This window comes from Occallatibacter sp. (genome assembly GCF_049510455.1).
Taxonomy (GTDB): domain Bacteria; phylum Acidobacteriota; class Terriglobia; order Terriglobales; family Acidobacteriaceae; genus Telmatobacter.
Genome location: NZ_JBEKYX010000023.1, coordinates 25,853 through 46,109 on the forward strand (window position 1 = coordinate 25,853; position 20,257 = coordinate 46,109).

The 20,257-nt window shown below is 59.3% G+C and carries 17 protein-coding genes; 10 read left to right on the top strand and 7 right to left on the bottom strand.

The genetic code is table 11. The features are described from left to right. Positions 1–213: 213 nt before the first annotated feature. From ABSG47_RS06335 to ABSG47_RS06345, 3 genes are all read right to left on the bottom strand, one after another. Positions 214–1,332, bottom strand: coding sequence for an endo-1,4-beta-xylanase (locus ABSG47_RS06335; RefSeq protein ID WP_424167857.1), 1,119 nt, complete (start codon positions 1,330–1,332; stop codon positions 214–216). Positions 1,333–1,458: 126 nt separating this feature from the next. Then, the gene (locus ABSG47_RS06340) at positions 1,459–2,298 is read right to left on the bottom strand and encodes a DUF5666 domain-containing protein (protein WP_424167859.1); all 840 of its coding nucleotides are present in this window, start codon (positions 2,296–2,298) and stop codon (positions 1,459–1,461) included. 52 nt (positions 2,299–2,350) lie between these two features. Beyond that, positions 2,351–3,205 (bottom strand): tetratricopeptide repeat protein, encoded by an 855-nt coding sequence (locus ABSG47_RS06345; RefSeq protein WP_424167861.1) that lies wholly within the window; start codon positions 3,203–3,205, stop codon positions 2,351–2,353. A gap of 222 nt (positions 3,206–3,427) precedes the next feature. Here ABSG47_RS06345 and egtB point away from each other — a divergent pair, with 222 nt between their 5' ends. The 7 genes from egtB (at position 3,428) to ABSG47_RS06380 (ending at position 10,067) form a co-directional block, all read left to right on the top strand. Further along, positions 3,428–4,684 carry an ergothioneine biosynthesis protein EgtB gene (egtB, locus tag ABSG47_RS06350; RefSeq protein WP_424167863.1) on the top strand — a complete coding sequence of 419 codons (1,257 nt, stop codon included), beginning with the start codon at positions 3,428–3,430 and terminating at the stop codon, positions 4,682–4,684. Positions 4,685–4,827: 143 nt separating this feature from the next. Continuing rightward, on the top strand, positions 4,828–5,829 hold the full coding sequence (gene egtD, locus ABSG47_RS06355) for an L-histidine N(alpha)-methyltransferase (RefSeq protein ID WP_424167866.1): 1,002 nt from the start codon (positions 4,828–4,830) through the stop codon (positions 5,827–5,829). A 135-nt stretch (positions 5,830–5,964) separates the two neighbouring features. Continuing rightward, a complete protein-coding gene (locus ABSG47_RS06360; RefSeq protein ID WP_424167868.1) occupies positions 5,965–7,113 on the top strand; it encodes a fibronectin type III domain-containing protein in 1,149 nt (382 codons plus the stop codon). 72 nt (positions 7,114–7,185) lie between these two features. Next, positions 7,186–7,464, top strand: a complete 279-nt coding sequence (locus tag ABSG47_RS06365; protein WP_424167871.1) for a ribbon-helix-helix domain-containing protein — start codon at positions 7,186–7,188, stop codon at positions 7,462–7,464. Beyond that, positions 7,461–7,877 (top strand): type II toxin-antitoxin system VapC family toxin, encoded by a 417-nt coding sequence (locus ABSG47_RS06370; RefSeq protein ID WP_424167874.1) that lies wholly within the window; start codon positions 7,461–7,463, stop codon positions 7,875–7,877. The genes ABSG47_RS06365 and ABSG47_RS06370 overlap by 4 nt, the downstream gene beginning before the upstream one ends. A 22-nt stretch (positions 7,878–7,899) precedes the next feature. Beyond that, complete coding sequence (locus tag ABSG47_RS06375; protein WP_424167876.1) at positions 7,900–8,784, top strand: fumarylacetoacetate hydrolase family protein; 885 nt, start codon at positions 7,900–7,902, stop codon at positions 8,782–8,784. Between the two features lie 74 nt (positions 8,785–8,858). Beyond that, positions 8,859–10,067 carry a glycoside hydrolase family 27 protein gene (locus ABSG47_RS06380; protein WP_424167879.1) on the top strand — a complete coding sequence of 403 codons (1,209 nt, stop codon included), beginning with the start codon at positions 8,859–8,861 and terminating at the stop codon, positions 10,065–10,067. A 102-nt stretch (positions 10,068–10,169) separates the two neighbouring features. On the opposite strand, the gene nadD is transcribed toward ABSG47_RS06380, so the two are convergent. After that, a complete protein-coding gene (nadD, locus tag ABSG47_RS06385; protein WP_424167882.1) occupies positions 10,170–10,838 on the bottom strand; it encodes a nicotinate (nicotinamide) nucleotide adenylyltransferase in 669 nt (222 codons plus the stop codon). Positions 10,839–10,919: 81 nt separating this feature from the next. Here nadD and ABSG47_RS06390 point away from each other — a divergent pair, with 81 nt between their 5' ends. Beyond that, positions 10,920–12,203 carry an alpha/beta hydrolase family protein gene (locus ABSG47_RS06390; RefSeq protein WP_424167885.1) on the top strand — a complete coding sequence of 428 codons (1,284 nt, stop codon included), beginning with the start codon at positions 10,920–10,922 and terminating at the stop codon, positions 12,201–12,203. Here the strand turns inward: ABSG47_RS06390 and ABSG47_RS06395 are convergent. From ABSG47_RS06395 to ABSG47_RS06405, 3 genes are all read right to left on the bottom strand, one after another. Continuing rightward, complete coding sequence (locus ABSG47_RS06395; protein ID WP_424167888.1) at positions 12,193–13,602, bottom strand: AtzE family amidohydrolase; 1,410 nt, start codon at positions 13,600–13,602, stop codon at positions 12,193–12,195. The two genes, ABSG47_RS06390 and ABSG47_RS06395, sit on opposite strands and share 11 nt — an antisense overlap. Next, on the bottom strand, positions 13,599–13,823 hold the full coding sequence (locus ABSG47_RS06400) for a DUF4089 domain-containing protein (RefSeq protein WP_424167891.1): 225 nt from the start codon (positions 13,821–13,823) through the stop codon (positions 13,599–13,601). The genes ABSG47_RS06395 and ABSG47_RS06400 overlap by 4 nt, the downstream gene beginning before the upstream one ends. A 232-nt stretch (positions 13,824–14,055) precedes the next feature. Next, positions 14,056–17,697, bottom strand: a complete 3,642-nt coding sequence (locus tag ABSG47_RS06405) for a carboxypeptidase-like regulatory domain-containing protein (RefSeq protein ID WP_424167894.1) — start codon at positions 17,695–17,697, stop codon at positions 14,056–14,058. Positions 17,698–17,931: 234 nt separating this feature from the next. Here ABSG47_RS06405 and ABSG47_RS06410 point away from each other — a divergent pair, with 234 nt between their 5' ends. Together ABSG47_RS06410 and ABSG47_RS06415 are read left to right on the top strand one after the other, a co-directional pair. Continuing rightward, positions 17,932–19,413, top strand: coding sequence for a sensor histidine kinase (locus tag ABSG47_RS06410; protein ID WP_424167896.1), 1,482 nt, complete (start codon positions 17,932–17,934; stop codon positions 19,411–19,413). Continuing rightward, positions 19,379–20,122: a response regulator transcription factor gene (locus ABSG47_RS06415; protein WP_424167899.1), complete on the top strand. Its 744-nt coding sequence runs from the start codon at positions 19,379–19,381 to the stop codon at positions 20,120–20,122. The genes ABSG47_RS06410 and ABSG47_RS06415 overlap by 35 nt, the downstream gene beginning before the upstream one ends. The last annotated feature ends 135 nt before the right edge of the window (positions 20,123–20,257 follow it).

Sequence of the window (20,257 nt, forward strand, 5' to 3'; positions counted from 1 at the left end):
TGGTTTGAACTGCGTGGACAAAAGAAAAAGCCCGCTGGCGTTTTGCCGGCGGGCTTGCTGGTCTTACTTGAATCTCTGGCGCTTTACTTCAGGCCATAGCAGTCCGCCGACATGGAGTGTCCATGATGATGGTGATGGCGGCGATGGTTGAAGCTCTGCATCTGACTGCAACAGTAAGAGCAGGCCCCGGAATCTGTCAACCTCGGAGAAAAGCTAACGATTGACAGCTCTCCGTTTCGGCGCGTTCTCCAGCGCGTGCAGCGTGGCGTAAAAAGATGGCTTGGGTTTGAAGTCCGCATCGAAGAGCAGCGGCCTCTGCGGCAGATGATCGTCCCGCCGGTAATCCTTGAAATACACCGAGTTGTACCAGCTATACGGGTCAACCAGACCCCATGTAACCGCAGCGGCAACGGCGGGCGAATCAAGAATGACCGCAAGATAGCGGGCGTAGATGTCGGCGACGAGCCGGTCACGCTCGGCAAAGTCGGCGGGGGCTTCGCGATCATCAACGTCGAGCTCCGTAATGACGATCTTGAGCTTGCGCGCGGCGATGTCCTCGAGAAACTTGCGGAAGCGCGCCTCACGGAAGTTGCCAAACTGTTTGTACTTGAGATGGGACTGGATGCCCAAGCCGTCAATTGGCGCGCCGGCGGCCTGAAGCTTATCGAGCAGCTTCATCACGGCAGTGCGGCGGGCCTCCTGCCAGGGAACGTCAAGCTCGACGTCATACTCGTTGTAGAGCAAGAGCGCCTGCGGGTCCGCGGCGCGAGCTTCTTTGAATGCCGTGGCGAACACCTGGACGGCGTTGTTCAGGCCGAGAGTGCGCACGAGCGCGCTGTTAACGCGCAGACCGTCAGGTCCCTGCTGCGGCGGCTCGACGACTTCATTGAGGACATTCCATGACCAGACATGGCCTCTGTAGAAGCCGGCAAGGCGCCGGATATGAGCCGAGATGGCCGCTTCGGCCTGTGAGGCGGTGAGCTGGTCGATCCAGGCGGGTGTGCGTAGATACCAGAGCAGATGCGCGCCGGTGATACGCAGGCCGCGATCAATGGCAATGGCAACGTTCGGATCGACAGAGTCGTTCTCGTGGAGTGCGTCCGGGTCAGCCGATGTGGGGGCAATATCCTGCCAGGAAAGGTTGGCTGCGTCGAGAGCGGCCTGCCGCGTGAATAACTGCTCATAGGCCGGTGGAGCCTGGGCGAAATGCTGGTCGGAGTTGGAGCCGAAAAGGATACCGCGGGCCGCAGCAGTTTCGCGCAAAGCGGCTATCTCAGGCTCGGCCAGAACGCTAAAGGGGAAGGCTGTTGTCAGAGCGGATGTGGCAAGCATCCGCAAACATGCACGTCGGCTGAGGGAAATCATGCGGGCCAAGTATAACTTTGGCCTGCATGAGCATGCAATTTGAGAGTGTTCTCCAGGTGAAAGCCACCACGGCGCGAAATTAAATTTTCAAAATTACTGCGGAGGAGCCTGTGGCGGCTGCCCGCCTGCCGGGCCGCCATTCGCACCCGGTCCGCCGCCCGGTCCCTGACCCATTACAGACACTGCCGTGGCCACAAATGCGCCGCCCTTCAGCGCACCATCCACACGCACCGTATCGCCCACCTGCACGTCGGCCAGCGTAATTGGATCGCGCCGTTTGCGGAAGGTCGTGTTCTCGTCGGCCACAAAGGCGTGCGAAGCATGATCCACATTGCTCTCAATCGTCACCTTGGTCTCGTTCACCGCCGTCACGCGCCCCATCAGCCACGTCTTGCCAAAGTTGGCCTGCATCTCGCGCAACTGTTTGGCGCTCTCGGGGTCCAACTGCATCACCATGACTGCGCCCACGGACTTCGCGGTGTCATCAATCTCGCCGCCGGCAACAATGATGTCGCCCACTTTAATGTCCGTAGCCTTGATCGCAACCGGCGGATCCCCTTGCCGACCGCCAAAGCCGTCGCGTCCGCCGTTGCCGCCGCCGCGCGCAGCCCCTGCGCCTTGCTGGCCGTCATTCGCCGCGCCTGCAGGCCTCGGAACACTCTTCACGATCCGCGTATTCGCGCTGAAATGTACGGTATAAACCTCGCCCGCTTCGTTCTTCACCATGAAATGGTCAGCCGCAGCTTCCGTGACGGTTCCCGTCACGCGGCGGCCCATCTGGCCCGTGCCTCTGCCGCGCCCCTGGCCATTACCCTGGCCCTGCTGCGAGGTGGCGCCCGCATCCTGCTGTGCCACGGCAGCCGCACTGGGCGCGAGCGCCAAAACCACTACACCAAACGCAAAAGCCTGCGCACTACAAAAACGGAATCTCATCGTCTTTCTCCTACATAAGAGTAGACGCACAAATCCGATTCGCAGATGACGCCTACCTCGGGCTTTGGTTTTGCTCCAGCATCATTGTCTGAAAAGCCGGCATGTCATGCAGCGCAGTAAACTGCTCATCCTCGGAAATCTTCTTCGGATTTGTGAATCCCTCGTTCAGGGCCATCCGCAGATATTCAATCGCCTGCACCTTCGCGCCCGTCAGCATGCAGCCTTTGGCCATGTAGTAGTTCATCGCCCCACGGTCCTGCGTAGCAGTCGGATTCTCAACCCGCACTCCCGCCGCGCGAGAAAAGACCGTCGGATCGATCGCCAGCGCTGCCCGGTATTCCTCCCACCCCTTCTTGTACTTATGGTCGGAGAGATACGCTGTTCCCAGATTCTTATGAAAGAGCGGCGAGGTCGGATCCAGCTTCTCTGCCTTGCGGTACTGCTTTTCCGCATCGTTAAATCGCCGCGCCGATATCGCTATGGATCCGATGTTGTTTACCACGGAAGCGTTCTTCGGCTCCAGACGGTGCGCTACATCGTAGCAGCGCAGCGCGTCCACGTTGTTGTAAAGCAACTGATGGGCGATTCCCATCTTGTTCCACACCGCGGCTGAGTCCTGCGGCGCTCGCTTATACGCCTCAATCGCAGCCTGATACCTCTGATGTTCCATCAATGCGTCGCCTTCGCTCTCGGCCGGGCTCTGCACCGGCGTGGCTGCGCGCGCCGCCACGCCCGCGCCACTGCTCTGCTGCGTGGGCGTCGCATAAGAAATGGAAGCCATCGCAGCGCCCGCGCTGCTCACCGTCTCTTCTTCTGGCGGCTGGCTCCAAGCCGCCAGGGACACCATACCAAGCACTGCCAACGCCGGCAATCCGGCCCTGTAAACAAAAATCCGCGATTTTGCCATGACTTCCTCCTTGCCTCTGAAGGAACGCGACGTATTATAGTCCTATTTGCATTCTGTTTGCTCACGGAGGATCTAAACATTTCCTTCGATGGCAGAATTCACAATTTGGTGAGCCGAATCTCGAAATCGGCATCTAATGTGAAGTAACGGTCGTTTACGCTACGGAATCAGTACGGGAGGCGTATCGCCATCGCCACGGCCACGGACACCGCTGCAGCTCAATTGGCTTTTGCCGGCTCTTTGCATGACCGCTTCCGCGTTACGCGTCGCCGCACCTTGGACCTGACCGCGCCGCTCACTCCGGAAGACATGATGGTGCAGTCCTGTCTGGAGGCCTCGCCCGTCAAATGGCACCTGGCTCACACCGCCTGGTTCTTTGAATCTTTCATCCTGCGTGAATTTCTCCCCGGCTACAAAGCCTTTCACCCGGACTTCGTCTGGCTCTTCAACAGCTATTACCAGACCTTCGCCGCATTTCCGGAAAAGCGTCTGCGCTCCTCCTTTTCCCGCCCCGCGCTCCATGACATTCTCCGTTTCCGCACTTACGTGGACGAACATATCCACAGGCTGCTCGAAAGCAATCCGCCCGCTGAAGCCCTTGCTCGGATTGAACTCGGCCTCTATCACGAAGAGCAGCATCAGGAGCTGATCCTTACCGACATCCTGCACGCCTTCTTCACCAATCCGCTGCGCCCGGTCTATCTGCCAGCTTCGCCTGAACTGGCTCAGCAGTCCGCTCAGCCGCATGCGGATCCAATCCGCTTCATCCCGCATAAAGGCGGTCTGCACGACATCGGCCACTCCGGCGCGGGGTTCTGCTTCGATAACGAACTGCCCCGTCATCGCGTCTGGCTGGAGCCGTACTCTCTCGCCGATCGCCTCGTCACTTGCGCGGAATTTGCGGAATTCATTGCGGACGGAGGCTACCGCCGTCCCGAACTCTGGCTCTCTGACGGCTGGAATGCCGTACAGGAGCAGAAATGGCGCGCCCCACTCTACTGGGATAGAAACGATGACGACGCGAGCGTCACATCCAAATGGAGCGTCTTTACGCTACACGGTGCCATGAGCTTCGATCAGGTTGCCAACTCGCCCGTAAGCCACATCAGCTTCTATGAGGCCGATGCCTACGCCCACTGGGCCGGCTACCGCCTGCCAACAGAATTTGAGTGGGAAGCTGCTGTCGAATCTTCCACCTCTCCAGTCCAAAACGAGAACGGCACAAAGTGCCAAGACGAGAACAGTGCGAAGCACCGGTGGGAGTGGACCGCAAGTGCCTATTTGCCGTATCCCGGCTTTCACCCTCTTCCCGGCTCGCTCGGCGAATATAACGGCAAGTTCATGAGCGGACAGATGGTTCTCCGCGGAGGTTCCTGTTGCACCCCGCCCGGCCACACCCGTCCCAGTTATCGAAATTTTTTTGCTCCTGCAACGCGCTGGCAATTTTCCGGAATCAGACTGGCCCGAAAGAGTGAATAGCTTGTGCGTCCCTTTTGCTATCGTCTACGCTGCGCCGCCTGTTGTAGTATGCGGTGGCTCGAAGTCTGAAGTTTGTATTGCGGCATTTTTTAACGTTACGGCGAATCATCCTGAGCCGAAAAACTCGCATCACATGGGTCTGCATGACAACTCTTTCGCTTCCTCTCAACACCGTTGCCTCACAGCAAGTTTTCGCAGCCGTAAACGAAGGGCTTCTTTCCTCCCCCAAAACCCTCCCCGCGTGGCTCTTCTACGATGAAACCGGTTCTCGTCTCTTTGACCGCATCACTGAATTGCCTGAGTACTATCTCACTCGCACAGAGCGCGCTATCTTCACCGCCAACGCCGCTGAAGTCGTAGCCCTCGCCGCCGGCACCCAGGCTCTTCAGATCGTCGAGCTTGGCGCCGGCTCCTGCGACAAGACATGCATTCTGCTTCAGGCCGCAGTCGAGCGTCAGGACACCGTTCTCTATGAACCTGTCGACGTCTCCCCTGCGCCACTCGAAGAAGCCCAGGAGCGCATCGAGCGCGAGATTCCCGGCGTCCTCGTCTCACCTCGCGTGCAGGACTATACCCGCTCGCTCGCTCTCGATCCGCCGCTCAGTGGCGAGCGCCGTCTCGTTCTCTACATTGGCTCCAGCATCGGCAACTTCGAACCCGCAGAGGCTCACGCCCTGCTCGCCGAGATTCGCTCCACTCTGGCTCCCGGCGATACCGTTCTCGTCGGCGTCGATCTCGTCAAAGAGGAAGCGCTTCTGCACGCCGCCTACAATGACGAAGCCGGCATCACGGAAGCCTTCAATCGCAACCTCCTTCACCGGCTCAACCGCGAGCTGGGCGCAAACTTCAAGCCCGATCTCTTCGCCCATCGCGCCATCTGGAACCCTCAGCACTCGCGCATCGAGATGCACCTCGAGAGCCTGCTCCGCCAGATCATCACCATACCCGGCTCTCACACCGAATTCGGGATGGGTCAGGACATACAAATCGAGTTCGCCCGCGGCGAGACCATCCACACCGAAAACAGCTATAAATATCGCCCCGGCCAGACAGAATCCATGCTGGAGGCCGTCGGCTTTACCCCGCTCAAGACCTGGACCGACAAGCGCGGCTGGTTTGGAGTCTCACTCGCCCGCGCCGCCTGAATATGCAGAGAACCAAGTGCCCAGGTCCGTTTTTTCGGGCCTGGGATCACATATTCTCCTCCGTGGACTCCAGCTTCCGAGGTCTTTGTTTTTCTGACCCCTGATCCCTGCCTTTATTCGATAAACTGAAAAGCGATGAATCGCACAGCGCGGTGGCTTATCGGCTCAGTGGCGTTTTGCGCCCTCGGGGCTTCGATCTCGAATCTCGCCGGGTGCGGCATGGAAGCCGCACCGCAGCCCCCTTCACTCAAGCTACCCGAGCGCGTAACGGATCTTGCCGCCGTCCGAGCGGGCAATCAGGTCACGCTCACCTGGACCACGCCAAAGCATGACACCGACAAAGTCATCCTGAAAGGCGATGTGACCGCTGCCATCTGCCGCCAGGAGAGCGGCAACAACTGCCTTCCCGCCGGAACAATTCAGGCTGCTGCCGGCACAAAGGGCACATTTACAGAAGCGCTTCCGCCTCAGCTCACCAGCGGGGCGCCGCGCAGCCTTGCTTACTTCGTCGAGCTCAAAAATCACCGGGGCCGTTCCGCCGGCCCATCCAATGTAACCATCGTTCTCGCCGGACAAGCCCCGGCTGCGGTCACGGACCTCGCCGCCGCGCTTCACAAGCAGGGAGTCGCGCTCCACTGGACCGCAGGCTCAAGCACCCAGTCCATCCGCCTTTACCGCAAGCTGCTCTCCGTCCCGCAGAAAAAACAGGACAGCGGCCCGCTCGCCGCACCGAAGCAAGCGGCGGAAATCACCCTTCTCGTCGATTCCGACACTGGCCGCGCCCTCGATTCCGCCGTCGAATTCAGTTCCGACTACGAGTACCGCGCTCAGCGCGTTGCCCGCCTCCAGATCGGCGAACAGACTCTGGAACTCAGCGGCGAAATCTCCGCGCCCGTCCGCATCACGGTCGAAGACACCTTTCCACCCGCCGTCCCTACCGGGCTCGCAGCCGTCGCCACAGCCGCAACCACCGCCACGCCCGCATCTCCCGCAACACCCGCATCTCCCGCAACACCCGCATCTCCCGCAACACCCGCAGCAATTGACCTGAGCTGGCTTCCTGTCACCGATCGCAACCTCGCCGGCTACGTCGTCTACCGCCGCGAGGGCGACGGAGCCTGGCAGCGCATCTCACCCGCGCAACCGCCTATCGTCGGGCCGGCCTTCCACGACATCCAGGTCCAGCCCGGCCATACCTACCGCTACGCCGTTGCATCCATCAGCCCAACCGGCCATGAGAGCGCCCGCAGCGCCGAAGCCGAAGAGACCGTCCCCGCTCCATAACCTGTTTCATCATCTTAGGAATCCCAGCCAGAAATTCCCTTTGGTACACTTATCGCGTCAGGCGCACATGCTATGGCCATCATTCTCAATCCCGATCTGGAGCAGCGCATCGCACTCAAGGTGGAGAGTGGCCAATACCACTCTGCCGATGAGGTGATCGAGCAGGGGATGGAATTGCTGGAAGCGCGTGATAGCTCTGCAATACAACCGGAAGACGATGATCGCCCTATCTGGGAGATCATCTCTGACATTGGGCGATCTATTCCCGAGGAAGATCTGGCGAGGATTCCTGCAGACTCATCCATCAACCTGGACCATTATCTTTACGGGACTCCAAAAGTATCCGAATGACAAGCGTCTTTGCGGACACCTCCTATTGGATTGCACTGGTGAATCCTCGCGATCAACTGAGTGGCCAAGCGCAGGCAGCCTCGTCCAGGCTGTCTAGTGTGCGTATCTTCACAAGCGAGTTGGTGCTCACAGAACTCCTGAATCACTTCGCTGAAGGAGGACCGTCATGGAGGACGGCCGCTGCGGATATCGTTTTGCAATTGCGCGCAAAAAAGCAAGTTGTAATTATCCCCTGGACAACCAGTGGTTTCACTCAGGCATTCCTCACCTATCGAAGCAGAGTCGATAAGGGATGGAGTCTCACCGACTGTTTTAGCTTCAATACGATGTTGAACAATGGCATCGACTCGGCCCTCACCGCCGACCGCCACTTTGAACAGGCCGGATTCAAAGCCCTCCTTCGCCAGCCATAACCACATAACCAGAGGACCCTCCATGCGCTATACCCGCTTTCGCCTCAACAACACCACGCTCTACGGCACCGTTGAAGACCGCAACGGCGAAGCCCAGACCGAGCCCCAAATCGAGCCTTGGATCGTCGGCGTCATCGATGCCCCCGAAGAAGACCTCACTCACCGCATCGAGCACGGCAGCCGAACGCCCTCCGCGCCGCACTTCGCGCCGCTCCCGCTGCGCAAAGCCGAGCTTCTCCCGCCCGTCACGCCCTCCAAGATCATCTGCGTCGGCCGTAACTATCGCGATCATGCCAAAGAGCTCGGCAATGAAGTTCCCGCGGAGCCGCTTCTCTTCTTCAAGCCGCCGTCCTCTCTGCTCGCGCCCAACGGCGTAGTCCGCATGCCCCGCGTTTCCGAGCGCATCGACTTCGAAGGCGAGCTCGCCTTCATCATCGGCCGCCGCGTCCACAAGCTCCATGCAGGCCTGCACCCCGGTGAAGACTGGCGCTCGTATATCCGCGGCTATCTTCTCGCCAATGACGTCACAGCCCGCGATCTCCAGAAAAAAGACGGCCAGTGGACCCGCGCCAAGGGCTTCGACACCTTCTGCCCCGTCGGCCCCTGGGTCTCGGATGAAATCGACCCAGGCCTGTCCGAATCAGACCAGTTCAAAGCGCAAGGCGGCGTCACCCTTGAAACCCGAGTCAACGGCGAGCTGCGCCAGCACGGTTCCACCAGCGACTTCATCTTCTCCATCCCCCAACTGCTCACCTACATCTCCGCCGCCATCACCCTTGAGCCCGGCGATCTCATCCTTACCGGAACGCCCTCCGGTGTCGGCCCGCTCCAGCCCGGCGACCGCGTCGAAGTCTCGGTACCCGGCCTCGGCGTACTCTCAAACACCTTCGCCGCCGAAGTGGATTAATGCTTTCGCAAGCATCCGCCCGCAATGCTATGCTTTCCCTCCGTAAGCGTTTTCAATTCAGGAGAACCTTCCCAATGCGCCGTCTCGCTCTCTCTGTGCTCGCACTTATCTGTTTCATCCTTCCTGTCAGAACCTCCGCGCAGTCCCCCGTGGCCCAAACCCCTCCCATGGGCTGGAACTCCTGGAACTACTTCTCCGGCAAAGTTACCGATAAAGACATCCGCGACTCCGCCGACCAGATCGTCTCCAACGGCATGAAAGACGCCGGCTACATCTACGTCAACATCGACGACACCTGGCAGGGAAAGCGCGATGCCAACGGCGTCCTCCAGGCAAACGAGAAATTCCCTGACATGAAGGCCCTTGCCGACTACGTCCACTCCAAGGGCCTCAAGATCGGTATTTATTCCTCGCCCGGCCCCAAAACCTGCGCCGGTTATGAAGGCTCCCTGGGCCACGAGGAGCAGGACGCCAAAATGTATGCCGAATGGGGCATCGACTATCTCAAGTACGACCTCTGCAGCTTCATCCCAGCCGTCATGCAGAAGCAGGCGCCCGACGACAAGGCCGCGCAGATGCACCTCATGATCGCCGCCTACGACAAGATGTCCAAAGCCCTCAAGGCCACCGGTCGTCCCATCGTCCTCTCGCTCTGCCAGTACGGCTGGGACGCCGTCTGGGAGTGGGCTCCCGCACTCGGCGGCAACCTGTGGCGCACCACAGGTGATATTCAGGCCAACTGGAACAGCATCTACACCATCCTCAGCCAGCAGGAGGGCCTGCAGAAGTACGCCGGGCCGAATGGACCAAACGGGGGCCACTGGAACGATCCCGACATGCTTGAAGTCGGCAACGGCAAGCTCTCGCGCGCAGAAAACCGATCCCATTTCTCCCTATGGGCCATGCTGTCCGCGCCGCTGCTCGCCGGCAATGACCTCCCACACATGAAGCCGGAAATCAACGCCATCCTCACCAACCGCGACGTCATCGCCCTTGATCAGGACCCGCTCGGTAAACAAGCCGATCGCGTCTACAGCGAAGGTGAAGTGGATGTCTGGAAGAAGCAGCTTTCAGGCGGAGCCGTCGCCATCGCCATCCTCAACGCCGGCAGCGATCGCCAATCCACCCATCCCTTCCATCTCGACACCAAAAAGCTCGGCCTGCGCGGCACCGTCAAAGGAAAAGACCTCTGGACCGGCAAGGAAATCGAGATCAAGGACAACATGCCCATCGAACTCAACGGCCGCGACATCCTCCTCGTCCGCATCGACAAGTCAAAATAGCAATCACAACCTGGGTGCCCCATTCATGGCGCAGTTCCATCGCGCCATGAGTGGGATAGCACTCCCGCTCGCTCTCCCACAAGCGGGCTGAATGCTAATAAATCATTGATACAAATGATGCGTTTTTATGTACTCCGCCACCGCCTCCGGCAGCGGCGAAGGCGCACCTGCTCGCGTCTGCGCCCGAATCTGCGAGGCGCTGATCGGCACATCCAGCCCAGGCAGCAGGTAAAATTCCGCTGTCTTTCCCGATCCATTTTTCAGCGTGTAGGCATGCAGCTCTCCGCGGACGGTCGCATCGGAGAGGCTCAGCCCAGGCGGCAGAAACGCCGCCAGATTGCCGATATCCTGTCCGGGCCGCGAAGCCACCACCAGCGAAGCCGTAAACGGAATCTCCGCTGCGCCGCGCCAGTTCCTGAGCAGCGCAAAGGAATCCGCGCCGAGCAGCAGAAACAGCTCCGCGCCGGGCAGGTGTTCACACAGCGCATGCATCGTGTTCAGCGTGTAATTCGGCCCGCCGTCGGCATGCGGCGCGTCCAGCAGGGAAATCTCAAACCCCGGATCGCCGGCAATCGCCAGCCGCGTCATCTCCAGCCGATCCGCAAACGACGCCGTCGCGCCCTTCGGTTTCAGCGGCTGCGAGCCTACCGGCGCAAACAGCACATGATCCAGCCGCAGAGCCTCCTGCGCCGCTCTCGCAACAGCAAGGTGTCCAAGGTGCGGCGGATCGAAACTGCCTCCAAAGAAAGCAATTCGGAGCGGAGAAGGCATGGATTTATCGTATCGTGACCGACGCCGCGGACAGGGGTTCATCACACCAAATGATGGCACTGATAAACTTGATTCAGAAGCATGTTAAGCAAATGGTATGCGCGCTGGATGTATCGGTGGGAAACGCGCCTCACAACCCGCGATGAGAACCGCGTAGTGCGTCCACTCGAATGGGGCTTCGACTGGATCGCTCCGTTTCTCGACTCCCACGGCCTGGCTGCCGCCGAGCTTCGACTCGCCCAAGCCGATCCTGAAACCGCAATGACTCGCATCAGCGAACTCCTCATCCGCCACAGCGATCAGTTCTTCGGCTATCAGCGGCCCACCGACTTCCGTCTTGAAGAGCGCTATCCTCAGCTCTTTCCCACCAACGTTCGCCCCGAAACACTAGCCCAGGATGCCGAGCTCCGGCGCAAGGCCGAGAACGGTGAAATTCCCCGCGCGCAGTTTCTTCGCTTCACCTCGCCCGAGCGCACGCCCTACCCGGAAAACGATCTCGTCAACGCCCGCTGGTACCCGGCCCCCGCGCACAAAGATCACGCGCGCCCCAAGCAAGCCATCGTCATCCTGCCCCAGTGGAACGCCGACGCCTTCAGCCACAACGCCCTCGCCGGCGTCTTCAATCGCATGGGCATCTCCGCCCTCCGGCTCTCCAAGCCCTATCACGACATTCGCCGCCCCACCGAGCTCGAACGCTCGGATTACGCCGTCTCTTCCAACGTCGGCCGCACGCTGTCCGCCTGCCGCCAGGCCGTCGTCGATATCCGCTGCTGCCTCGACTGGCTTGAAGATCAGGGCTACGAGCACTTCGGCGTCCTCGGCACCAGCCTAGGCTCGTGCTATGCCTTTCTCGCTTCCGCACACGATCCGCGCCTGCGCGTCAACGCCTTCAACCACGCCTCCACATCCTTCGGCGATGTCGTATGGGCAGGCCAAAGCACGCGCCACATCCGTCAGGGTCTTGCGGACGCCGGTCTTACACAAGAACGCCTCCGCCAGCTCTGGGCCGCCGTCAGCCCCATCCACTACTACGACAAGTTCATGAGCATCCAGTCCGCCGGAGCCCAGTCTGCGAAACAGGCCAAAAAAGCCCTGCTCATCTACGCCGACTACGACCTGACATTTCCCCGCGAATACTCGCTCCAGGTCGTCGATGCTTTCCAGCGCCACGGAGTCAACTTCGAGCCCCGCGTCCTTCCCTGCGGCCACTACACAACAGGCGAAACGCCCTTCAAATACATCGACGGATGGTACATGGGCTCCTTCGTCTACCGCGCCTTCAAACAACTGCGCGAAGAAGGACCTGCCGTCCAGGCACCCGCGCCTGCGGCGCAAAAGACACACGAAGAAGCCCTCACCCGCTGAGCTGCTGTGCCACTCGCAACACCGCCGCCTCGTTATACGGCGCACCAATCACCTGCACCCCCACCGGGGTCCCCGGCGAGCAATCTTTGCTCACTGGGGTGTTTAGCGGCAGCTTGCCCGCCTCCATCACCGGAACCGTCACCACCGGCAGCCCCACAAACGAGATCGGCTGCGTATACATCCCCAGGTTCGCCCGTGCCGGAATCTCCTGCCCACCAAACTCAATCGTCTTCTGCCCAATCCTGATCGCCGCACATGGCGTTGCCGGAGCCAGCAGCACATCAAACCGCTCAAAAACCTTTCGCACCCGCTCCTGAAAGATCCTCCTGTACCGCTGCGCCTGCAAGTACCATGCAGCCGGCACAAGCGCTCCCGCCATCAACCGCTCCACCACTGCCGGATCAAAATCCCCCGGCCTGGTCCGCAGCCGATCAAGATGCAGGTTCCCACCCTCCACCGCCGTAATCAGAAACGCCGCCGTACGCGCCAACTCCACACCGTCTAATTCAACAATCTCGCTCGCCCCAATAGCCTTCGCCGCGCGCTCCATCGCAGCAAAAACCTCCGGCGCACCGCCACGCGCAAAGTATCCGCCCAGCACACCGACTTTAAGTCCCTCCGCACCCCGTTCCAACTCACCGGAAACCGGCATCACCGCACGCTTCGAACAAACGGGATCGCGCGCATCGTAACCCTGCAGCACATCGAAAACCAGCGAAAGATCCCTGACAGACCTCGCAAACGGTCCCACATGATCCAAACTCGCCACAAACGGAAACGCCCCAGCCCGCGACACCCGCCCATACGTTGGCTTCAATCCATACACACCGCAAAACGCCGCCGGCACGCGGATCGACCCATTCGTATCCGACCCCAGCGCCAGCGGAACCATCCCCGCCGCCACCGCTGCCGCCGAACCACCCGACGAGCCTCCCGCCACGCGCTCCGTGTCATGCGGATTCCGCGTCACCCCATAATGCGCATTCTCCGTCACAAACCCGTAGGCAAACTCATCCATATTCGTTGCGCCTACCAGCACCGCGCCTGCCGCCCGCAGCCGCGCCACCGCCGTCGCATCTTGCTCCGCAGGCGCATTGCCGGCCAGAATCTTCGATCCCGCCAGCGTCGTCACTCCCGCAATGTCAAATAGATTTTTCGCAGCAAACGGAACCCCAGCCAGCGGCCCAACATCCTCACCCGCAGCCACACGCCTGTCCACCGCATCGGCGTCAGCCAGAGCCTCAGCTTCCAGCACCTTCGTAAAGCAATTCAACTCACCATTTCGCGCTCGAATCGCCGCCAACGAAGCCTCTGCCACCTCACGCGCGCGCAGCCTCCCGCCACGCACAGCATCGGCAATCGCAGCCACATCCAGCGCCAGAATCTCTTCCCGCGTCATGGCTCAAACACTCCGGGCTCAAACACCCCAGCCTCGAAAACCGGAGCGGACTCAACCTCATCCGGAATCGCAACAGCCATCAGCGGCTTCGCCATCTCCCGCATCCGCTCCAGATGCGCGCGCACTCCGTCGATGTTCTCCGCCAGAATCGCCAGCCCCGCCATCTCCGCCGCCGTTTCCAGAAAACCGCTCTCCACCACGCAATCCCCCAGTCCCTTCAATCTACACGCCAACGCACCATACAAGGCTTGCAGGCCGGGCTTGTAGCTCAACGGTTAGAGCAGGGATAGAGCAGGAACCTGGCAGCCAACCGGGGTTGCGCGCAACCCGGTAAAGTCTGCATTTCCCACAGAGCTTTTCTCTAAACGCAATAAAGCCTTGCCGGCGCAGCGTCAGAGTGGTCATGCTTCTGTCGCTACGCCGGCAAGGCTGTGGTTTTTTCTTCAGGCAGTCTTAAAAATCGAGACGCAGAGCAAGCTGTCCTGTACGATTTCCCGCACTCTCTGCCGTCTGTGCTGCTGTGAGCGCGCCGAAGATGCCCGAATTGCTGATGTCCGTGACCGGAGGCGCGAGGTTAGTGTGGTTGAGCACGTTGGTAAACGTCGCCTCAAAGCGCAGACGCAAACTCTCGCGCAGTTCCAGAACTTTTGAGAGCCCTGCGTTCACAGCGGCAGTTCCCGGACCTTCCAGGCTACCCACGCTTGCATTGCCCACGCGCCCTGCCCCTGCAGGCGGCGGAGCGAAGGCACTGATGTTGAAGTACTCGGCTCTTGTGCGATGCTGCGGAATCGGATTGCCGACCCGGTCAGGCCGAACGACGCTGATGCCGGCGGCGGAGGGGTCCGTATTGGTCTGGTCCAGGCTTACGCTCATGGTGGGCGTAAGGTACGGACCGGATTCCAGCAGCGTGATGGTGTTCAGATTCCACCCGCCCAGTGTCTCCCGTAGAAGACGCGACTGGCTCGACCACTGCCGGCCTTGACCGAAGGGCAGCTCATAGGTTCCGGTCAGCAGGACGCGGTTCCGCCTCGTGCCAACCACGTTGCCGCGATTTCCGCTGATGTCGAAGCCGTTCTCATCGGCAAGCCCGTAGCGGGTCTCACCCTGGAACGCTGTCGGCGCATCGCCCTGTGCATCGCTCAGATCGTGCGCCAGGGTGTAATTCGCCTGGTAGGTCAGGCCGTGGAAAGCTCTCTGCGTAACCTGTGCTTCCATGGACTGGTAAGTTTCATGGCCATAGTTCTCTGTCGAGAAGATAGTTCCCCAGTTCGGGAATGGAATGGCGTTCGGATTAGGTAGTGGCAGTTGAACCGTTGTCGGCGGTTGCTGATTCAGATTGACGGTAACGGCCAACCGGTAGGAGGACATTCCGACATAGCTGACGCGCAGCGCCATGGTGCTGGTAATGGCCCGCTCCACGGTAGCGTTCCATTGCGCTGCCTGCGCATCGCGATATCGCGGATTGGTAGCCTGCTCAAGCTCTCCCCCGTTTACGACGGCATGGCCTAGATCCGCGGCTGGCGCAACATCCGGAAAGCTGAAGGTCGGCGCACCGATTGGAATTGCTGCTGCAGGATTCGAGTTCGGATTGGAGTAGGTGAAAACCGAAGCCACCGGATTGCTCTCATTATTGTTTTGCAACTGGCCGAGCGCCGTGACCGTGAAGATGCCAAAGCCCGCGCGGAAGACGGTTTTGTCGTTGCCAAAGGGCCGATAGGCAAGGCTGAGGCGCGGGTCGAGGTTACGCTTGTATGTCTGCCGCAGGCCTGGCGGCAGGCCTTCCTGCCCGTTGGACACCACCTGCGTGCAAGGCCCGCTGACTGGGGCATAACCAGGATCGGCAGGAGCCGACCAGCCCGCAGGCGCGGCATTGCAGGCGTTGAAGGACTGGAGGAATGCGAGCACCGGCCCACCTTCCTTGTTGTAGAGGTTGCGATTTACGATTATGGAATTCGTCTTGGGATCGAAGTTCGCTTGCTGTCCATTCACGTCCACAAAGGGCGGAAGAATCTCCCAGCGCAGGCCGAAGTTCAAGGTCAGGTGATTGTTCACCTGCCATTCATCCTGTCCGTAGAAGCCGTACTGCGGCCCTCCGGCATTGTTTCTCGGTCCTGTCACTGCGAAGTACGTGGTGGTGGGCAGGCCAAGCAAAAGATCGCCAAAGGAGCTGCCGGTGAAAGTGCTCTGGTTGAAGGTGAACAGGCCGTAGTCATCCGACGGCGTCTCGATCTCGGGTACCTCGAATCGCGCCCAGCGAATGTCGATGCCGCCCCGCATGGTGTGCTTGCCGCGGGTGTAGGTGAGATTATCGGCAAGCTCATCGGTGCTGGAGTATGTCGGGCCTACATGATCCCTGCCAATGGGTTCGAAGCTGGTGCCATCCGTGAAGTAAATGCTGGGGAAGCCGCCGTCCGTGGGGTGGTTGGAGACATTCACGCCCTGGAACCCAAGCTGTGAGATTGCCGCGGCGCCTTGAATCGAAAAGTACGGAGAGAGAATCGAGTGCGTGAAGCCATAACGGAATTCATTCACCATGTGGTTGGTGATGGTGTAGTTGTGCGAGGCAAGAAAGCTGCGGTCGTGCTCCGTGTCCACATCGTTCGGCAGCAGCGGATTGACCGTGTTGACGAGCAGGTTCTTCCAGTTGAAGCGGGCGTAGACCTGCTGCTTCTGGTTGATCACATAGTCGATGCGTCCATCCAGGCCGTTGGTGCTCGATGGTATCGGGACCAGCGTCTCGTAGTTCAGGCCGCCGCCGAGGTTCGCATTGGGCAGCGGATAGTAAGTATTCAGCAGGGTGAGCGCGGACTGGTTCAGCGACGCGGTGGGGATCTGGAAGTTGGGGAAAGGCTGCCCCGTACCTTCAGCCGATGACCCGGTAGCCGGATTGATAAGGACCCCGCCCGGGAGGGTCGAAGCAAGATCGCTCAGGTTGCCTTGCCTGTCCTGCATCGACGGAACCGTGTATAGCTCAGACTGCGAGGTACTCCTGCGATTTCCTTCGTAATCTACGAAGAAGAAGGTCTTGTTATGCCCGTTGTAAAGGCGCGGGATTGAAAGCGGTCCTCCCAGGCTGCCGCCGAAGGTGTTGAAGCGCTCCGGAGCTTTCACCGGGAAGTTATACGTCGCCGCGTTAAACGCATCGTTCTGCAGATACTCGAACACGCTGCCGTGATACGCATTGGTTCCGGCCTTGGTTGTAAAGGTAACGTCGCCCACCTGCGAAAACTCGGCGTTGTTGTTAAACGCTGTAACCTTCATCTCCGCGATTCCCTCCGAGGAGGGATAGGGATTGGAGCCTTCCGCTCCCGCGGCCAGCGAGACGCCGCTTGTCCACACGTTTACAGTCGAGATGCCGTCAACCGACAAGCCGATCATATTCGACGTGGCGCCGCCGATGGCAAAATTGCCTGAGCTGTCCTGCTGCACATTTGCCGATGTGGCCAGTGCCGCTACAGGGCTGGTGGTGGCCGCTCGCGAATTCAGCGGCAGCTCGGTAATCTCCGCCGTATTCTTCATATCGCCGACAGTGGCGTTTTCGGTGTTGATGGCGTTGCTGACCGCGGAGACCTCGACCGTGGTCGATTGCGCGGCAATGGACATCTTCAGCGCGAAGCGAAGATCCTGCCGGGCATTCAGTTCAATGTTGTTGATCGATGAGTCCGCGAATCCGTCGCGCTTGGCATGAAGACTATACTTGCCCGCCTTCACGTTCTCCAGGATGTAGTTTCCTGTATCGTCCGAGGTCACCTTGCGATCGGTATTTTCGTCGATGCTATGCAATGTGACCTGCGCTCCCGGAATCACCGCGCCGGAGCCATCCTGCACGATCCCTCGAATGCTTCCAAACGTCGACTGCGCAGCCGCTCCTGCCGTCATCCCAAACAGCACAACAAGAAGCGCCGCAACCAGGCCCATGACGCGCCGCGAGTTCCGCGCAATTCCGCGATTGCTTTTCATATTGGTTCTACGGCTCGTCTCCGCAAGCTCGCGGGCGAGTATCATCCGCTCTAAATGCACGCACATCGCTAAATGGGCTGTCAGCATTGAGACGGGAGCCTCAAAGTCTCCCTGATTTATTTTTCCGTCTTTCACTTCCTGCCTCCGCGGCCAGCCGATTACCGTGACTGGACCATACATCTCTCAGTCAATGGGATGGCCCGTAACGATGGGATTACGGAGCACCTCTGCTTTATGGGTTGTTTATGACTTTCAGAATGACGATAGGGTTTACCGCATAGGCACGATGAATCCCGCCAGTTTCATAGGGGAGTCCTTACCGTTTACTTATGGCTTTTGGATTACTATCGTGTATCAGAGATCGCGGTTATGCACGGAAGTAAACGCACATGGCGCAGCATTGCGACCATTCCAATTCTTGCTCTGGTCACGTTCATTGGGTATCTATGCCATGCGGCGGCTCTTACCACTGGCGTAGTGGATTTAGTTCTCATACTGATCATTGCGTTTCGCTGGGGATTTGTGGAAGGCGCGGTCGCCACCGCCGCCGCGGTTGCATCGCTCGATTTCTTTTACATGCCGCCAATTCTTTCGTTCCTTGAGCAGGAGCCTCAGGACTGGGCCGCCTCTGCTGTCTTCGCGTTGATTGCGCTTTTTCTCAGCCGGTTTGCCGATGCGCTTCACCAGCAATCTTTAGATACAAGACAGGAGAGAGAGCGGCTGGAACGTTTGTACCTGACCAGCCGCGACATTCTGCTGATGGACCGCGGCACAGAGGTCGGTGCGCAGTTGACTCGCCTGATCGAAAACATCTTCAAAGCCGAAGCAGTAGCGTTGTGGGATGCTCGAGAGGCAAAGATGGATAAAGCCGGACCGGGGTTCGTTGCAGAGGACGAGGTGCGAGCCATCTACTTCGGCGAACTGTCGGAAAACGATGTGGCGGCCTGTCGCTTCAAGCGCGTGCTTCGACTGGGAACCCGGCCAGTGGGAGCTCTCTATATAGCCGGATCTGCCTCCGACGGATTCCTCGATTCGCGTTCCGCGGACGCAATCGCCTCACTGGCTGCCATCGCATTGGAACGCTCCCACGCCTTCCTCGCGGAGACGAATGCAGAAATTGCGCGCAGAAGCGGTCAATTGCGCTCGGCAATGCTGGACGGACTCGCCCACGCCTTCAAAACCCCTTTGGCCACCATCCAGACGGCCAGCGAAGGCTTGTTGGAGATCCCTCACCTGGGCGCAACTGAAATGGAGCTTGCTTTACTGATTGAAGGCGAGGCCGTTCGTTTGGCGAGTTTGACCAACAATGTTCTTGAAACAGCGGAATTGGAGGAAGCAGACTTCCGGCTCGATCGCGAAAAGATAGCGCTCGATGAATTTATCGAAGGATGCCGTATTGCCTTTGCCTCCATTGTCAATGAGGAATGGCTCGTGACCCTGCAAAAGAGCAGGATTGACTATGTCTGGTCCGATCGACGGCTCCTGCAGATGGCATTGCTGCAGATTGTGGATAACGCAGCGAAGTATGCCCGTCCAGAATCGGCAATCACGCTCTTGGTAGAGTCGACCGACTCCGAAATCGTCTTCAGCGTGCAGAACGAGGGATCGTACGTAGAGCCAAAGGACAGACTGCGCATCTTCGACCGCTTTTATCGTTCCTCTGAAGCGCAATACAAGGCTCCCGGCACGGGCATTGGACTCACAGTGACCAGAAGAATCGTGGATGCCCACGGGGGGCGCGTCTGGGCAGACAGCACCTCCGACAAGATAACAACTTTCTTTATCGCTTTGCCGCAGATACAAAAGGAGCAATCGCATGGACGTAATACAGAGCAAAATTCTCATCGTTGAAGACGATGTTGCACTCAGGCGAAGTCTGCGTTCTGCGCTGAGTATCGTCGGATTTGATATTGGTGAGGCCGGCAACGGAGAGGAAGCGATCATGCGTCTTCGCATGATCGATTACGACGCTGTATTACTCGACATCAATATGCCGGGAATGGGCGGCATGGAGACCTGTTCGCGAATACGCCGAAACTTCACGCGCCTTCCAGTCCTTATGCTTACGGTGCGCGGCAGCGAAGACGACAAGGTGCATGCTCTTGAATCCGGAGCCGACGATTACATCACCAAGCCGTTCCAGGTGCGGGAACTGACGGCGCGGCTCCGCGCCGCGGTCCGTCGTTATCACGCCCCGGAGACCCCGGCTGAATCGCCCATTCATATCGGAGATATAGTGTTGGATCCGGTGCGGCACGAGGTACAGAAAGCCGGAGTACGGATTCACCTCACCCCGCATGAATTCGATGCGTTGAAGCTTTTGATGTCGAACGCCGGACGTCCCGTGCCGCATGCCCGCTTTCACGCCGTTCTGCGTCCCTCCGATGAGGTATCGGACCGCGCCTATTTGCGAGTCCTCATTGGTCAGTTGCGGAAGAAACTTGGGGATGATTCAAATAATCCAACCTACATTGAGACCGATGGTTTCATCGGCTATCGTTTTCGCGATGCATCCATACAGATGTTTTCGGGGGAGAGAAACACAACGGAGGCAATTTAGAGCATTTCTCCTCTTGCTGTAGAGCGGCCCCAGCGTGGCCGCAAAAGCAAATACGCGATGAGGGTGGGGCGCACGAACTTTATACCTTCGGGAGAGATGCTCTCATGTTGCGGCCTGGGACGGCAGCGTCTGAGG

Excerpts from the sequence above, each read along its gene's own strand:
- ABSG47_RS06335 (WP_424167857.1), bottom strand. The coding sequence starts at position 1,332 with ATGCTTGCCACATCCGCTCTGACAACAGCCTTCCCCTTTAGCGTTCTG.
- ABSG47_RS06340 (WP_424167859.1), bottom strand. The coding sequence starts at position 2,298 with ATGAGATTCCGTTTTTGTAGTGCGCAGGCTTTTGCGTTTGGTGTAGTG.
- ABSG47_RS06345 (WP_424167861.1), bottom strand. The coding sequence starts at position 3,205 with ATGGCAAAATCGCGGATTTTTGTTTACAGGGCCGGATTGCCGGCGTTG.
- egtD (WP_424167866.1), top strand. The coding sequence starts at position 4,828 with ATGACAACTCTTTCGCTTCCTCTCAACACCGTTGCCTCACAGCAAGTT.
- ABSG47_RS06360 (WP_424167868.1), top strand. The coding sequence starts at position 5,965 with ATGAATCGCACAGCGCGGTGGCTTATCGGCTCAGTGGCGTTTTGCGCC.
- ABSG47_RS06365 (WP_424167871.1), top strand. The coding sequence starts at position 7,186 with ATGGCCATCATTCTCAATCCCGATCTGGAGCAGCGCATCGCACTCAAG.
- ABSG47_RS06370 (WP_424167874.1), top strand. The coding sequence starts at position 7,461 with ATGACAAGCGTCTTTGCGGACACCTCCTATTGGATTGCACTGGTGAAT.
- ABSG47_RS06375 (WP_424167876.1), top strand. The coding sequence starts at position 7,900 with ATGCGCTATACCCGCTTTCGCCTCAACAACACCACGCTCTACGGCACC.
- ABSG47_RS06380 (WP_424167879.1), top strand. The coding sequence starts at position 8,859 with ATGCGCCGTCTCGCTCTCTCTGTGCTCGCACTTATCTGTTTCATCCTT.
- nadD (WP_424167882.1), bottom strand. The coding sequence starts at position 10,838 with ATGCCTTCTCCGCTCCGAATTGCTTTCTTTGGAGGCAGTTTCGATCCG.
- ABSG47_RS06390 (WP_424167885.1), top strand. The coding sequence starts at position 10,920 with ATGTTAAGCAAATGGTATGCGCGCTGGATGTATCGGTGGGAAACGCGC.
- ABSG47_RS06395 (WP_424167888.1), bottom strand. The coding sequence starts at position 13,602 with ATGACGCGGGAAGAGATTCTGGCGCTGGATGTGGCTGCGATTGCCGAT.
- ABSG47_RS06410 (WP_424167896.1), top strand. The coding sequence starts at position 17,932 with ATGCACGGAAGTAAACGCACATGGCGCAGCATTGCGACCATTCCAATT.
- ABSG47_RS06415 (WP_424167899.1), top strand. The coding sequence starts at position 19,379 with ATGGACGTAATACAGAGCAAAATTCTCATCGTTGAAGACGATGTTGCA.